At 68.7% G+C, this 14,880-nt stretch carries 8 protein-coding genes and 1 rRNA gene; 5 read left to right on the forward strand and 4 right to left on the reverse strand.

The window, feature by feature from the left end; all coding sequences use genetic code 11:
* Nucleotides 1-40 precede the first annotated feature (40 nt).
* The 3 genes from ACFPMG_RS34220 (at nucleotide 41) to ACFPMG_RS34230 (ending at nucleotide 4,808) form a co-directional block, all read left to right on the forward strand.
* Nucleotides 41-631, forward strand: coding sequence for an ANTAR domain-containing response regulator (locus tag ACFPMG_RS34220; protein ID WP_377000509.1), 591 nt, complete (start codon nucleotides 41-43; stop codon nucleotides 629-631).
* A gap of 542 nt (nucleotides 632-1,173) precedes the next feature.
* Nucleotides 1,174-4,140, forward strand: coding sequence for a methyl-accepting chemotaxis protein (locus ACFPMG_RS34225; protein WP_377000511.1), 2,967 nt, complete (start codon nucleotides 1,174-1,176; stop codon nucleotides 4,138-4,140).
* Nucleotides 4,141-4,271: 131 nt separating this feature from the next.
* On the forward strand, nucleotides 4,272-4,808 hold the full coding sequence (locus tag ACFPMG_RS34230; RefSeq protein ID WP_377000513.1) for a mismatch-specific DNA-glycosylase: 537 nt from the start codon (nucleotides 4,272-4,274) through the stop codon (nucleotides 4,806-4,808).
* Nucleotides 4,809-4,848: 40 nt separating this feature from the next.
* Here the strand turns inward: ACFPMG_RS34230 and ACFPMG_RS34235 are convergent, their stop codons facing one another.
* Together ACFPMG_RS34235 and ACFPMG_RS34240 are read right to left on the reverse strand one after the other, a co-directional pair.
* Entirely contained in the window at nucleotides 4,849-5,730 is an 882-nt protein-coding gene (locus ACFPMG_RS34235) for a ParB/RepB/Spo0J family partition protein (protein WP_377000515.1), read from the reverse strand.
* On the reverse strand, nucleotides 5,720-6,739 hold the full coding sequence (locus ACFPMG_RS34240) for a ParA family protein (protein WP_014197973.1): 1,020 nt from the start codon (nucleotides 6,737-6,739) through the stop codon (nucleotides 5,720-5,722). The genes ACFPMG_RS34235 and ACFPMG_RS34240 overlap by 11 nt, the downstream gene beginning before the upstream one ends.
* A gap of 1,082 nt (nucleotides 6,740-7,821) precedes the next feature.
* Between ACFPMG_RS34240 and ACFPMG_RS34245 the strand changes: the two genes are divergently transcribed.
* A complete protein-coding gene (locus tag ACFPMG_RS34245) occupies nucleotides 7,822-8,793 on the forward strand; it encodes a replication protein RepA (RefSeq protein WP_014197970.1) in 972 nt (323 codons plus the stop codon).
* Nucleotides 8,794-9,106: 313 nt separating this feature from the next.
* On the opposite strand, the gene ACFPMG_RS34250 is transcribed toward ACFPMG_RS34245, so the two are convergent.
* Entirely contained in the window at nucleotides 9,107-12,862 is a 3,756-nt protein-coding gene (locus ACFPMG_RS34250) for an AAA family ATPase (protein ID WP_377000518.1), read from the reverse strand.
* Nucleotides 12,862-14,118 carry an exonuclease SbcCD subunit D C-terminal domain-containing protein gene (locus ACFPMG_RS34255; protein WP_377000520.1) on the reverse strand — a complete coding sequence of 419 codons (1,257 nt, stop codon included), beginning with the start codon at nucleotides 14,116-14,118 and terminating at the stop codon, nucleotides 12,862-12,864. The genes ACFPMG_RS34250 and ACFPMG_RS34255 overlap by 1 nt, the downstream gene beginning before the upstream one ends.
* 476 nt (nucleotides 14,119-14,594) lie before the next feature.
* Between ACFPMG_RS34255 and ACFPMG_RS34260 the strand changes: the two genes are divergently transcribed.
* Nucleotides 14,595-14,880, forward strand: a 16S ribosomal RNA gene (locus ACFPMG_RS34260); the annotation flags it as partial.

The following is a 14,880-nucleotide window of genomic DNA, read 5'->3' on the forward strand; positions in this document are numbered from 1 at the left end:
CGGTGTGAAGTGGGCGGCGTGAGGGGAGGGCGGAGCGGCCATGGCGAACAAACCCCTGACCATTCTGGTGGCCGGCCCCGACGCCGACGCCACGCGGCCGGTGGAGGACGGCTTGGCCGGGGCAAGGGGCGCCGACCGGATCGCCGTTCTCCATGGCGTCGCCGATCTGCCGGCCCGTGTCGCCGCACTGGCGCCGGACGCGGTCGTCGCTGTTTTGGAAACATCGGACCCTGCGGCGCTGGACGGCGTCTTCCGGCTAGCCCGGTCGGGAGCCTGCGCCGTCGTCCTGTTCGCCGACAAAGCCCCGTCGGGGGCCGCGGCGCAGGCGGCGGAAGCCGGGGTGGCCGCCTTCGTCATCGACGGGCTGCATCCCGCCCGCGTGCGGCCCATCCTGGAAACCGCGCTGGCCAGATTCGCTGCTTTTGAAACGCTGAAACGCGAACGCGACGAGGCGCGCACCCAGCTCGCCGACCGCAAGCTGATCGAGCGGGCGAAGGGCATCCTGATGCAGCAGAAGTCCTTGACGGAGGAGGCGGCCTACAACGCCCTGCGCAAGGCCGCCATGAAGCAGGGCCGCCGCATCGCCGACATCGCTCAAAGCGTCATCACCGCCGCCCAGATCGAGCTGTGATGCGTTACGAATCAATGGCTTGATAAGGAAATGATACGAAGCGCCGTATTTACTTCCTAGACTGGAGAAAGAGCCTCCGAGCGATCCGGTGACGGCGTGTTCCCCTCAACAGTGCCAGAGGTTGCGGGCCGCGACAAGCCGTGCCGCTTTCGGACGGTTTATGTGAAAAGCCGGGACGGGGGTTTGTCTTCCTTCGGTCACAGCCCAACGGCACCGGCTGCGAGAGGCCTTTTCCCGCACAGCTCGACGCGACAGTGCTCCGCCGGACCAGGCGTCATAGCAATTCCCATTTTGCGAACGGGTCGGAGGTTGCAAATGCATAATGCAATGCGTGCTTCCGCATGCCTATTGGAGGAATGATTCTCTCGTCGAACTTCCTGGGCCGTCGCTTCGCCCGTCTTTGGCATATCTGTTGCTTGGATCGGCAAACTCTCTGCAGCGATGCCAGCCACAACCTTGATCCTTTGGTTGTTCTTATATGGCTCGAACGTCGATAAGTCGCATGGCGCGGAGATGGAGAAAACGTCCCAAACAGGTGGTCCATGCGCATCAACGAGCCGATTACCGACACCGAGGTCGAGTTGCAGGAGGGGGTACCGTTGGTGTCGCGCACCGACCCCAGCGGCCGGATCACTTTCGTCAACAAGGCCTTTGTCGAGATCAGCGGCTTCGATGAAGAGGAACTGATTGGCGCCCCTCACAACATCGTCCGCCATCCCCACATGCCGAAGGAGGCCTTTGCCAATCTCTGGGCCACGATCAAGTCCGGCCGGCCCTGGGAAGGGCTGGTGAAGAACCGGACGAAGCGCGGCGATTTTTATTGGGTCCGCGCCAACGTCACCCCGGTCGTGGAGAACGGACAGGTCACCGGCTACATCTCCATACGCTCCAAGCCAAGCCGGGCAGAAATCGCCGAGGCCGAGGCCGCCTACGCCGCCATCCGCGAGGAGCGGGCTCCGCGACTGGGACTGCACGAGGGCGCTCTGGTTCACCGGGGGTTCGGGCCGCGGCTGGCGGACGGGGTCCGCAGCATCGCCGGACGCCTGACGCTGCTCGTCGGAATGCTGATTCTCATCATCGCGTTCGCGGGCGGTGTTGGGCTGTACGGCATGGAGGGTTCCAACGCCGTCCTGAAGACGGTCTACGAGGACCGCACGGTGCCGGCGGTTCAACTCGGCGACATCCTGGACCTGATGCGCGCCGACATCCAGGAAACCACCCTTCTCATCATCGACGCGCGCGACGGCAGCGAAGCCAAGGTGGTCGAGGAGCGGATACGCCGCATCCTCGCCAACAAGGAACGCGTCGACACGCTCTGGAAGGAGTATCTGGCAACCTATCTGACCCCGGAAGAAAAGCAGCTGGCCGACCAGTTCCAGGAGCGGCGCGGCGTCTTCGTGCGCGAGGCCTTGCTGCCCGCCCTGGACATGGCGAAAGCCGGAGACGCCCTGCGGCTGGAATCCCATCTGGGCGCGAAGCTCCTCCCGTCGTTCCATGCCGCCGTCGAGGTCAACCGTGCGCTGCTCGCCCTCCAGATCCGCGTCGCCAAGGAGGAGTATGATGGTGCCGTATCCGCCTTCAACCGGAACGTCACCGAAATCCTGCTCATGATCGTTGCCGGAACAATCGCCGCGGTCGCCATGGGCCTGCTGCTGTTGAGAGCCATGCGCCACCCCCTGCACCTTCTCGAGGACAGCTTCGAACGGATCGCACGCAATGACTTCATCACGCCCGTTCCCCTCTCCGGCGTGGCGGAGTTCCATCGCATCGGTTCGGAATTGCGGGCCATGAAGGCCAAGGTCGCCTACAGCCTGCATGAACGGCAAGAGATTGAGGAGCGCGGCAAGGCGGCCACACGAACCGCGCTTTTGGAAACCTGCATGGCCATCGAAAGCGATCTCGACGCCACGTGGGTCAGGGTCGAGCAGGCGGCCCAGCGGGCCGATGACGGCATCGGCAACCTGATGGCGGCGCTGAGTGTGGTGGGCGAGAACACGATCGTCGTGGCAACCGCGTCGGAGCAGGCAAGCACCAACGCCTCGGGCGTCGCCGCCGCAACGGAGGAATTGACCGCCGCCGGCCGCGAGATCGCCCGGCAGGCGGTGCGGTCCAGCGAGGTGGCCCAGCGCGCCGTCCGTCGCGCGCGCGACTCCGCCGAGGCCATCACCCGGATGGAGGTGGCGACCGAGGAAATCGGCAAAGTCGCCAAGCTGATCAACGACATCGCCGGCCAGACCAACCTACTGGCTCTGAACGCCACCATCGAGGCGGCCCGTGCGGGTGAGGCCGGCAAGGGATTCGCCGTGGTGGCCGGCGAGGTCAAGTCGCTGGCCGGACAGACGGCGCGCGCCACCGGCGACATCGCCCGCCAGATCGCCCAACTGCAGCAGGCGGTGGAAGGCAGCGTCTCCTCCATCCAGATGGTGATCCGAGTGATCGAGGAGATCGACGAGGCTGCCACCGCCACCGCCGCCGCGGTTGAGGAGCAGGCCGCCGCCAATGCGGAGATCGGGCGCAACGCCGCCAGTTCGGCCCAGGGTGCCTCCCAGGTGTCGTCCAGCGTCCTGCGCATCCGCGATCAGGCGGACGAGATCAACGGAACCGCCACCGACGTCAGCCGACGCATGACGGACACGCGCACCGCCGTTTCCGACCTGAAACGCCGCTTGGTCATTGCGCTCCGCCAGTCGGTGGCCGGCGACCGCCGCATCTCCGATCGCATTCCGTGCGACGTCCCGGTGTCGGTGAACATCGCCGGCGCGCCGCATCCCACCACCATGCTGGACCTGTCCCTGAACGGCATGCTGATCGATCCCGGGCCGCTCCCGGCCCTGCCCGAGCAGAGGCGCGTCGGTGTGGCGATCCAAAACGTCGGCGAGGTGTTTTGCGTCGTCGCCGGCGCCAGCGACCTCGGTCTGCACCTCGCCTTCGAAAGCTATGACGCGGCGCTGGCCGGCCGGCTGGAAGCCTTCTACGACGCGCTGGTGGCCAATGACGCGCGTTTCATCGAAAAGGCTCAGGAGACCGCGGAGGCCTTGTCGCGGGCGTTCGAAGACAGCGTGCATCGCGGCGAGATCAGCGAGGCGGATCTGTTCTCCACCGACTTGGTCACCATTCCCGGCAGCGAGCCGGAGCAATTCACAGCCCCCTTCCTGACGGTGACCGACCGGCTGTTCCCGGCCGTGCAGGAACCGGTTCTGGCCTTCGACCAAAGGGTGCAGTTCTGCGCTGCGGTCAACACGATCGGCTATCTGCCCACGCACAACAACCGCTGCTCACAGGCCCAGCGGCCAGGCGACACCGTCTGGAATACGGCCAACAGCCGCAACCGCCGAATCTTCGCCGACCGGGCCGGGTTGAGCGCGGCGCGGAACACGCGGCCGTTCCTGCTGCAGGCCTACCACCGCGACATGGGCGGTGGGCAGATCGTGCGCCTCAAGGAGGTGGACGCCCCGATCATCGTGCGCGGGCGCCATTGGGGTGGTCTGCGTCTCGCCTACAAGGCGTGACGCAGAGGGACGCTGTTTCGATGTCCAATTCTGCTGACGGAGTCAGTCGTGAAGAGGCACATTGGGGGCGTTTCAAATTCAGCGTTGCCGGTTCAGCGTTGCCGGACGCCGTTTTCTACTGTTGACGCACCATGACCGATTCCGAAGGCCCGATCCCCGACATCATCGCCCCCGGCCTGAACGCTTTGTTCGTCGGCTTCAACCCGGGAACGCGCTCCGGCCGGCTCGGCCACAATTACGCAGGGCGGGGCAACCAGTTCTGGAAGTTGCTGGCGGAGGCCGGCCTGACGCCGCGCCTGCTGCGCCCGGAGGAGGACCGGCTGTTGCCGGAGTTCGGGCTGGGCTCCACCAACCTCGTGGCGCGGGCGACGCCGGGCGCCGCCGATCTCAGCCGGGCGGAGCTGCGCGGCGGCGTGCCGAGGCTGCGCGCCCTTGTCTCGGAATTCCGGCCCCGGGTGATCGCCTACACGGGGAAGGGGGTCTATCTCGCCGCCGCCGATCGCGTCCGGGCGGATTGGGGCGTGCAGCCGGACCGCCTGTTCGGTGGTCCGGTGGACGTCGTTCTGCCCTCGCCCAGCGGGCTCGCCCGGCTGCCCTTCGCGGAAAAGCTGCGCTGGTTCCGCGAGGTCAGGCGGGTCATCGACGCTGAAGTTGACACCCGCCGCTGACGTCAGCGGGTGTGCGTTACAAATTCAGCGTTGCCGACGGTCAGGCCAGCAGCTCGTCGAGAAGGGCGTGGAGGCGGCGCAACTCCTGCCATTGCGCCTCGCTGAGCTGCTTGCGGTGCGCCCGCAGTTCCCCGGCGTCGACGGCGGAAAAATCCTTGGCGATGCGCTGCACGGCGGAGACGAAACGCACCGCCGGGGCCGGCTGAACCCGCGCCGTTGCCGCGAAATCCGACTCGCCGCCGCCCATCTGGGCGCGCTTGGCCTCGCGCAACGCCTTGACCGTGCCGCCGTCCTTGATCGTGTCCCACAGCTTCCGCTGCAGGACCGGATCGTCCACCGCGGCGATCTCCGTCAGGATGCTTTTCGGGACGGAACGGTGGCGCGTTTCAAATTCAGCGACGATGTCCGCCGGCAGACGCAGCAGCGACAGGGTGCGCGTCACCTCCGCCTGGCTGCGCCCGATGACCTGCCCCAGCGCCTCGTGCGTGTAATCGTGCCGCTCGATCAGCCGCGCGAAGGCGCGGGCCAGCTCCATGGCGTCGAGGTCGACACGCTGGATGTTCTCGATCAGCGCCAGCTCGTCGGGGTCGCCGTCGGTGACGATGGCGAAGATGGTTTGGCGGCCGGCCAGCCCGCAGGCGCGCAGGCGCCGCTCACCCGCGATCAGCCGGTAGTCGCCGTCGCCGAGATCCTGCACGAGAACCGGCTGCTTCAGCCCGTGGCGGGCGATGGAGTTGGCCAGTTCCTGCAGCGACTGGTCGTCGAAATGGCGGCGCGGCTGGTCGGGATTGGGGTGCACCCGGTCGAGATCGACCTCGATCAGCCGCGGGAAGTCGGCAGACAGCCCGAACAGGGCGTCCCCGCCGCGCTGCGCCGCCTTGTCGAAAATGCGGGTGCTGGTCCGTTCGAGTTTACGAGACATGGGCGTCTTCCGCAGTCTGGAGGTGGGCGGCCAGTTCGCGCGCCAGTTCGCCGTAGGCCTGGACGCTGTTGGAATTCGGATCGGCCTCGATGGCCGGGCGGCCGGCGCCCGACGCCTGGGCGAACAGGGTGGCGCGCGGCACCGCGTTCAGGACGCGGGTGCGCCCCTCGTAATGCTCCTGAATCTCGCGCAGGCTGGCCTGATCTTGCGTCAAGCGGGACGAGAACATGGTCGGCAGGATGCCGAAGATGTTCAGCGACGGGTTCGAGCGGCGGCGGATCTTGGCGATGGTTTCCAGCAGCAGCGGCACGCCAAGCCCGGCGAACACCTCCGTCTGCACGGGAATCAGCACGAGATCGCTGGCCGCCAGCGCGTTGATGGTCAGAAGGCCGAGGTTGGGCGGGCAGTCGATCACGATGACATCGTAACGGTTCCGCACCTCCGCCAGCTTCTCCTTGAGCACCAGGGAGTTGTCCGGCTCCGCCACCAGCTCGGTCTCCGCCGCGGCCAGCCCGATGCTGGAGGGGGCGAGCATGACGGCGCCGCCGCACACCGGCTGGAGGATGCTGTCGAAGGACGCCCCGCCGCGCACCACATTATAGATGCCCTTGCGCTGGGTTTCGATCTCGCCGGGGTCGAGCCCCATATGGACGGTGGCGTTGCCCTGGGGATCGCTGTCGAGAAGCATCACCTTCAGGCCCAGCGTGGACAGCGCATAGGACAGGTTGACCGCCGTCGTCGTCTTGCCGACGCCACCCTTCTGATTCGCCACGGCCACCACGGCGCGCTGCATCTTGGGCACACCGGCGTTCTGTGGCACCGCCGCCATGCCGCCCTGACCCGCCAGGAAACCGGCGACCTGCTGGGGGATGCGCTCCGCCCCGCTTTCCCACCGGCTGATCCGGGAGCGGTCGTAGCGGCGGTTCAGTGCGCCGTTGAGCCAAGTCGCGAAGCTCAACTGATCCTCGGCACGCCGTTCGCGGATGGCGCGCAGTTCTTCCCCGTTCATCGGGCCTCCGGCTTTCCCTGTGTGTGGTCCTTTCTTGCAAAATGTGACGCAACTGGTCAAGCCGGAGCGTGCCTATTTGCGTCAATTGGCGACGGGAGCCAGTGTCATGCGACGTCGTATGGGACTATGGTCATAGAAAGGACAAGCTGTTCCCGGCCGTTTTGAGCGGCGCGGAACCGTTCCGGAGGCGAATCGACCAGGACCCCGTCAAGCCCATTTTCCAAAGCGTTACCAATTCAGCGTTGCTCCGTGAACCTGATTCCGATTCGGGCCTTGATACGCCTGGATTCCTTTGTTTCAAATTCAGCGTTGGTGTTCGATTCGCCGGTTTCCTCTGGCGTTGCAAGTTCTGCGCGGGACTCGTCGAGTCGGCTAAGCCCCGGAAAGCCTTGGGTTTCCGAGTCGAATGTTACCAATTCAGCGTTGGGACCGATTCGGCTTTGTATCAAATTCAGCGTTGGGACCGGTTGACAGTTGACGGTCCTGACCGGGAAGCCTCGATCCACGCCGATGCTCGCTGTGGTGGAGGATCAGGGTTCGGAACACCCTCGAATGCCCGGTTGGCGATTCTCCGCCTCCCCCGACGTTGCGTTTTCAGCGAAGGGGGTCGCGCCAGCACCCGCGCAACCGGTCTAACCGGAGAATCCTATAGGGACTCATATAGGACATGGTTGCGAGTTCAGCGTGGATAACCGCCTTTTGTGACTCGTCTTCAGCGTGGATGAGCGGGTCCCCGTTGCGACTTCGGCGTTCCCACCGTTGCGGAGTCAGCGAGCCGATCCGGCCATTTTCGCCCGCTGCGATTCCAACTCAGCGTGGACAAGCCCGTCCGGCTGTGGACAAGCGGTGTTCCGGCGCCGGGTGTTCTGTTGACGACGCTGATTTTGAAACGTTGCCTCGGCGGTCGCCGGCAGGGACGGGGGTGGCTGGGAGAGCGGAAGGCCGCTTCGCTGAAGTTGAGTCGGAATCTGCAGCTTCCGTTGCAACTTCAGCGATTCGTGGGATGGACGCGCTTCACAGCCACCACATTTTGTGTTTTCTGAAATGACAGGAACGTGACCGAACGAGGCCGGAGGGGTCCCATGGCGAAAATCCACGAGCAGCTTACCCTGGAGGGATTCGAGGCGGTTCTTGCCCGCACCGAAGACCCCAAGGAGCGCCGCCGTGTGATGATGGCCCATGAAGCGCTGTCCAACGAAATGGACGCGATCGGCTATCTCCACGCCGGCTTCTGCCAAGCCTCCCTGCCGCACCGCAAGCCCAAGGACGAGACCGCTCCCTGGGTGCGCAACAACGGCAAGTACCAGCTCGTCGTCCGTCCCGGCATCCTGCCGCTGCGCGACGGCACGGTCCTGGACGTCGGCGTTCCCTACGGCGCCAAGGCGCGCCTGATCATGATCTACCTGCAGACCGAGGCGCGCAAGACGCGCAGCGCCCACGTCGATCTGGGGCCGAGCATGAGCGCGTGGCTGCGCCGTCTCGGGCTGGCCCCGACGGGTGGCGAGCGCGGCAACTACAAGCCGGTGCGCGAGCAGGTGCTGCGGATCGCCCGTAGCGAATTCACCCTGCGCACCACCACCGGCCCTTCGACGGCGGAGATCTCCGACCAACGCCTGATCGACGGCATCAAGCTGTGGCGGGACGAGGAGGACACGCCGGACCTGTTCCGCACCGGCGGCGAATGGGTGCGCTTCGTTCGCCTGACCCAGAGCTTCTTCGAGCATCTGATGGAGCACGCCGTCCCTCTGGACGAGCACGCCATCGCCAAGCTGAAGAACTCGGCCCTGGCCCTCGACGCCTATGTGTGGCTGGTCCACCGCCTGCACCGGCTGGACAAGCAGACAGTGGTTCCCTGGCACGCCCTGTCGCAGCATTTCGGCTCGGTCAGCGAGCATCGCGTCCTGGCCTTCCGCCTGAAGGAGGCGTTGAAGGACGTCATGGCCGTCTATCCCGACGCGAACATCGAGCCGACCTCGAAGGGCCTCGTCCTGCGTCCCTCGGCGCCGGCCGTACCGTCGAACAAGCACCTCGTCCTGCGCCCCGTCCGCGGCTGATCAGGCGTTGGCTGAGCGCTGCGGACGGACCTGTCCGCACGCATGCGTCGTTCTGAAATGCGCCTCTGAAAGGTGATGCGGCCACGCGGTGCGATGGCGGGCCGGATGCCGCGGAGCAGCCTGAAGGCCGGCCTGTCTCTCAGGCCTGGGGAATCCGGTACCAGGATCCGCGGTTGTTCCGGAATCGACCGGAACGTCATCGGTGCCGCATTGTGCGGCGGCCCTTTCACCACGCAGACACAGAGACACGGAGGAAAGCGGCGTCCCTGCGTCTGCGTGTCTCCATGGTAAGACCGTGCCTCCCCGAGCGCTCCTACAAGGGCAGCAGTTCCCGCTCCGCCGCGTCCGGTGACGGCGCGGCCAGGGTCCCGCGGGTGACCGTCACGGCGCTGTGCCCGCCGCCCTGCGGGGTGACGCGCACCTGCACGCCGATCCGCTCCACCAGCGCCGGGACGTGGCTGATGACGCCCACCTGCCGCCCGGTGGCCTGAAGCGCTTCCAGGCAGGACAGCGCCAGATCCAGGCTGCCGGGGTCCAGCGTGCCGAACCCCTCGTCGATGAACAGCGTGCCGATTCCGCCGCCGCTGCCCCCCGCCATGGCCGACAGGCCGAGCGCCAGGGCCAGCGAGACCAGGAACATCTCGCCGCCGGACAGGCTGTGCACGCCGCGCCGCTCGTCGCCCATTTCCCCGTCCACCACCTGGATCTCCAGGTCGGCCCCGCCGACCCGCTCCAGCCGGTAGCGGCGGGCGAGATCCGCCAGATAGCGGTTCGCCTGCACCAGAAGCAGGTCGAGGCTGAGGCTCTGGGCGAAGTTGCGCAGCTTCCGCCCGTCGGCGGAGCCGATGAGCTGCGCCATGGTTGCCCACAGGCCCTGCTCCTTGCGCTGCGCTTCCACCCGGTCGAGCACGGCGGTGAGGCGGCCGCGGTTCTCCGTGTCGGCGCGCAGCCGGGCCTGGGCCTCTCCCAACCGGCCGCGGGCCTCCCGCAGGCGCCGGCCGGTCTCGGCCACGGCACCGCCGGCCTCCTCCGCGTCGAGCGCAGGCCGTCCGGCTGCGTGGTGCTCCTGCCGCAGCCGCGTCCGCTCCGCCGCCACCAGCGCGTCCTCGCGCCACGCCGACTCGAGGGCGGCCAGCGCCCGCTCCTCTGCGGCCAGCCAGTCCTCGTCCCGGACCAGATGGACGCGCGCCGCCTCCACGGTCACGCCGCAACGCTCCGCCGCGGCGGCCAGGGCGTCCGCCGCCGCTTCCGCCTCGGCGGCGCAACGGCGTACGGAGTCGCCGCGCGTGGCGACGGTCTGCTCCGCTCCGGACAGGCGGGCCGCCGCGTCCTGCCGGGCGATGGTGGCCTGCTCGACCAGGGCCTCCGCTCGTTGGCAGGCTTCGGCCAGCTCCTTCTTCACGACGGCCACCCCCCGCCCGCCCAGCAGGGACGCCCGCGCCGAGCGTCGTTCGCCCAGCGTCGCGGCCAGATTTTCGCATCGCCGCCGCGCCGTCTGTTCGGCCAGCCGCGCCCCCTCCAGTTCCGCCGCCTTGGCGCCGGCCTGCCGCTCCAGGGCCTCCACGTCGCGTCGCGCCTGGGCCGAGCCCTCTCGCTGGCGCAGGACCTCGGCGACCCGCCCGCCAAGGTCTTTGCGGAACCCGTCGGGATCGCTTTCCAGTGCGTCGCCCCAATCGGTCAGCCCGGCGAAGGGCTGGGCCAGCTCCGCCCGCACGGCTGCCCGCGTGTCCGCCGCCTGATCGCGCCGCGCCACGGCCAGGGATTCGGCGTGGTGGGCGGCGTCACGCTGACGGGTCCGCGCCTCGATCGCCCGCTCCACTTCGGTCAGCGCCGCGTCCCGGTCCCGGCAGGCCTGCACCGCGGCGTCGAACCGCGCCTTGTGGTCAAGCGCCTTGGCCTCGGCCCGTCCGGCTTCCGCCAGTTCCGCGTCCACACCGGCCAACCGCCGGGTGACCGTCTCCGAGTCCGGTTCGGCGGGCAGCCCGAAGCCCGGCGCCCGCTCCGCCCAGCGCACCGCCGTGGCTGTCCGGTCCGCCGCCAGGGCGGCCAGCCGCCCATCCAGAGCCGCGGCACGCTCCCGCGCCGCCTGCGCCGCGGCGGTGTGGGCGCCCTGATCCGTAGCCAGCCCGGTTACTTCGGCGCGCAGGGCGGCAACGTGGCGCTCCTGATCCTCGGCAAGCCGGTCGAGCAGGGTGTGCCCGGCTCCCCAGGGATGCTCCGTGGCGCCGCAGACCGGGCAGGCCTCGCCCTCCGTCAGTTGAGCGCGCAGCGACGCCACATCCTCGCTGCGGGCAAGGCGCAAGCGGTGCAGGGTGGCGTCCGCTTCCTCCAACGCCGCCCGGCGCTGGTCCAGCCGCGCTTTCGCCGCCGCCGCATGGGCCTCCCCGTCCGCCGCGGCCGTGCGCCGCTGCTCCCGTTCCGCTTCGGCCTCCGCGGCGTCCGCCGCCAGCCGCGCGGCCCGCTCCGCCAGCTGGGCCAAGGCCGCCAATCCATCACGCCGTTCCGCCAGCGCCGTGCGGCGTCCGCGCAGGGCGTCCAGCGACTCCACCGCCTCGGCCTTCAGCGCGGACAGCGTCCGCTCGGCTGCGTCCCGCTGTGCTTCGGCGTCCCGCCGGACGGCGGACAGGCGGGCCAGCTCCGCCTCGTGGGCCATGGCTTCCGTGGCGGCACGGCCGGCCTCCGCCTCCCGCACCGCCCTTGCCGAGTCGCGGTGGCGCAGCAGCAGCGCGTCCCAGCGCGCCCACTGGTCGGCCACCGGCCACAGCGCCGTCTGGCCGGCCAGCCAGCCGTCCCGTTCCGCCGCATCGGTGCGGGCCTGGTCCAGCGCCGTCCGGGTGGCGCTCCAGCTTTCCCCAATCCCCTTGGCGTCCGCCTCCGCCGTTGCGGCGTCGGCGAGCGCACCGGCCTGTTGACCGGTCAGCGCGGCGATCTCGGCGTCCAGCGCGGCTGCCCGCTCCAAGTCCGGCTCGGCGGCGTCGATGGCGCCGCGGGCCACCTCGTAGGCGGTGCGCACCTCGCGATGACGGGCCTCGGCCTGGACCAGCCGGTCCTGCGCCTCCGTCACGGCGGCGTGGGCGCAGGCCAGAGCCTCCCCGGCCGCCGCCGCCGCCGCGGCGCAGCGGTCCGCTTCGCTCAACCGCACCCGCAAGGGCTGCAGGCGGCGCAGCAGCGCGGCCTCCTCCCGCCGCGCCGCGGCCTCCTGCCAGACCGCTTCGGCCCGTGCGCTCGCCGCGGCGGCGTCCGCCTCCGCCTTGGCCAGCCGGGCGTCCTGCTCATGCCAGGCGACGGCGGCGCGGGCCTGCTCGAACACCGTCTCCTCCCGCCGGACCGCTTCGGCCGCCGCTTCGGCCTCGGCGTCCAGGGCGGCGCGCTCGTCGTCGGTCAGCACGCCGATGCCCGCGCATTGGGCCTCCAACGCCTCCAGCGCCCGCTGCTCCTCGCGGGATCGCTCATGCGCGGCGACGGAGATGCGGGAATAGATCTCGGTGCCGGTCAGCAACTCCAGCAGGGCGGAGCGCTCCATCGCCGGGGCCTTGAGGAAATTGGCGAAATCGCCCTGGGCCAGCAGGACGGCGCGGCGGAACTGCTCGAAGCTGAGCCCCAGCCGGGTGGAAATCTCGTCCAGCACGCTGGTCTTGCCGTCGCCCAGCCGCTTGCCGTCCGCGAGCGCGGTCAGGCTCATCGTCTGCTTCTGCAACTGGCCGCGCGCGTTCTGCCGCGCCCGCCGCAATTCCCAGCGCGCCCGGTAGGCGGCGCCGTCGATCCCGGCGAAATCCACCTCGGCCCAGCCGGACCCGGCGCCACGACGCAGGACGCTGCGCACGTCGGTGGTGCTGATGGCGTCGGTGTCGCCGCTGGCGCCCAGCGCCACGCCGCGCCCGTCCGGCAGCCGGGGCATGCGGTCGAACAAAGCGAGGCACAGCGCGTCCAGGATCGTGCTCTTTCCCGCACCGGTCGGGCCGGTGATGGCGAACAGCCCGGCGTGGCGCAGCGGCCCGCCGGCCAGTTCCACCGCGAAGGTCCCGTCCAGGCTGGCCAGATTGCAGCCACGAACCGCCAGAATCCGCATCACGCACCCTCCTGGACGGTCGCGACCAACTCGTGGAAGGCGGCGAGCAACGCCGATTCCGGCTCGCCCTCGTGATGGCGGCGGTAGAGCCGCAGGAACACGTCCTCCGGCGCGAGATCCGCCAGATCGGCCAGCGGCACGGATTCGGCCAGCGCCTCGCCGCTGCCGGTCAGCCGCAGAGCCAGCTTGACCAGGCGTGCCGGGCGCCCGGCCAACGCCGCGACCACTTCCTCGCGCAGGGCCGGCCGGGGCGCCGGCAGTTCCACCGAGACCTCTATGTAAGGCCAAGCCTCGCGCGGCAGCTCCTCGTCCAGTTCCAGCGCGGCCAGCGCCGTCAGCGCGTCCTCCGGCGCCGAGAACCGTCCGCCGCCGGGGATTCGCCGGATGGCGACGAAGCGGGGCACCCGCAGCGATTCGACATTAGCCAGCCGTCCCTCCGCGAAGTCGGCCAGCACCACCTGATGCGGGTAGGGCTCCTCGTCCACCGCCAGCGGGAGGGGGGAGCCGCTGTAGCGCACCGACTCGCGCCTCCCCACCGCCTGCGCACGGTGCAGATGGCCCAGCGCCACATAAGCCGCGTCCTCCGGGAAGACGTCCACCGGCAGCGCGTGCTGGTTGCCGCCGAGGATCTTGCGCTCGCTGAGTTCGGACAGGGCGCCGTCGCGCATGTAGCAATGGCCGGTGAGGATCAGCGCCTCGCCGGGCCGCAAGGCGCGCCGTCCGGCCTCCGCCGCGTCGGCGTAGACCCGGCGCACCCCTTCGACCAGCGGGTCGGCGCCTGCCGCGATCTCCTCTTCGCTCAGCGGCGGCAGGTCGGCGGGGCGCAGATAGGGCACCGCGACGCAACGCGCGGCGACCGTCCCGTCGCGGCCGGTCAGCGGAACCACCAGCCCCTCCGGTGCCACGGCGCCATCCCCGTCCACCGGCAGGGCGCCGATCACCCGCACCCCCATTTCCGTCAGCAGGGGGGAGGGCGCCTCCAGCCGGCTGCCGCTGTCGTGATTGCCGGCGACCACCACGATGTCCAGCGTCGGGCTGCGCGCCTTGGCCTTCGCCAGGAACCGGTAGAACAGGCCGAGCGCCGGGATCGGCGGGTTCTGCCCATCGAACACATCCCCGGCGATGACCAGCGCGTCGACGGCCCGATCCTCGAGCCGGTCGAGAAGCCAATCAAGGAACCGCGCGTGCTCATGCTCGCGCGCGAAGCCGTGCAGAGTCTGCCCGAGGTGCCAGTCGGCGGTGTGGAGAAGGCGCATGGGGAAAAGCGGGTCCATCGGAAAGGGGACCGGCATTCTACGAAAGCGCGGCGACGAAGGCGCCGTGTGAAAAAGGCAGCGGGGAAAAATCGCCGGGGGACGAAAAAAGTGCTTGCCACCCCCGGGACACCCCGCATATAAAGCGCCTCCCGACGCGGTGGCCGCCAACGAGGCGCCGACGGGTCGGAAACACAGAAGACATTCTGGCCCTGGCGGCCCATTCCTCGAAGGGAATGGGCGCGGGGTGTTGCGGTTCTCCTGAGGGCCGCGGGATCTTGGAAATCGTTGATACCGTGTTGTGAGAAGGGATGCGCAGGCGGCGGTTTTGGCCGTTGGTCGCGGACCGGTTCCGGAAGGGACTGGCATCGCGGGTCGCTTGAGCATCTCGGTCAAGCAGTAAGAGACGAACAGTTTCGAAAGCTTGGGTGAGGTCGCGTTGAGCGGCCCTGTCAAGTGGATGCTTCGGTATCCAGCTTGAACCTGAGAGTTTGATCCTGGCTCAGAACGAACGCTGGCGGCATGCCTAACACATGCAAGTCGAACGAGGGCTTCGGCCCTAGTGGCGCACGGGTGAGTAACACGTGGGAACCTGCCTTTCGGTTCGGGATAACGTCTGGAAACGGACGCTAACACCGGATACGTCCTTCGGGAGAAAGTTTACACCGAGAGAGGGGCCCGCGTCCGATTAGGTAGTTGGTGGGGTAACGGCCCACCAAGCCGACGATCGGTAGCTGGTCTGAGAGGATGATCAGCCACACTGGG

Source organism: Azospirillum himalayense (genome assembly GCF_042657465.1).
Classification (GTDB): domain Bacteria; phylum Pseudomonadota; class Alphaproteobacteria; order Azospirillales; family Azospirillaceae; genus Azospirillum; species Azospirillum himalayense.

Excerpts from the sequence above, each read along its gene's own strand:
- ACFPMG_RS34220 (WP_377000509.1), top strand. The coding sequence starts at position 41 with ATGGCGAACAAACCCCTGACCATTCTGGTGGCCGGCCCCGACGCCGAC.
- ACFPMG_RS34225 (WP_377000511.1), top strand. The coding sequence starts at position 1,174 with ATGCGCATCAACGAGCCGATTACCGACACCGAGGTCGAGTTGCAGGAG.
- ACFPMG_RS34230 (WP_377000513.1), top strand. The coding sequence starts at position 4,272 with ATGACCGATTCCGAAGGCCCGATCCCCGACATCATCGCCCCCGGCCTG.
- ACFPMG_RS34235 (WP_377000515.1), bottom strand. The coding sequence starts at position 5,730 with ATGTCTCGTAAACTCGAACGGACCAGCACCCGCATTTTCGACAAGGCG.
- ACFPMG_RS34240 (WP_014197973.1), bottom strand. The coding sequence starts at position 6,739 with ATGAACGGGGAAGAACTGCGCGCCATCCGCGAACGGCGTGCCGAGGAT.
- ACFPMG_RS34245 (WP_014197970.1), top strand. The coding sequence starts at position 7,822 with ATGGCGAAAATCCACGAGCAGCTTACCCTGGAGGGATTCGAGGCGGTT.
- ACFPMG_RS34250 (WP_377000518.1), bottom strand. The coding sequence starts at position 12,862 with ATGCGGATTCTGGCGGTTCGTGGCTGCAATCTGGCCAGCCTGGACGGG.
- ACFPMG_RS34255 (WP_377000520.1), bottom strand. The coding sequence starts at position 14,118 with ATGCGCCTTCTCCACACCGCCGACTGGCACCTCGGGCAGACTCTGCAC.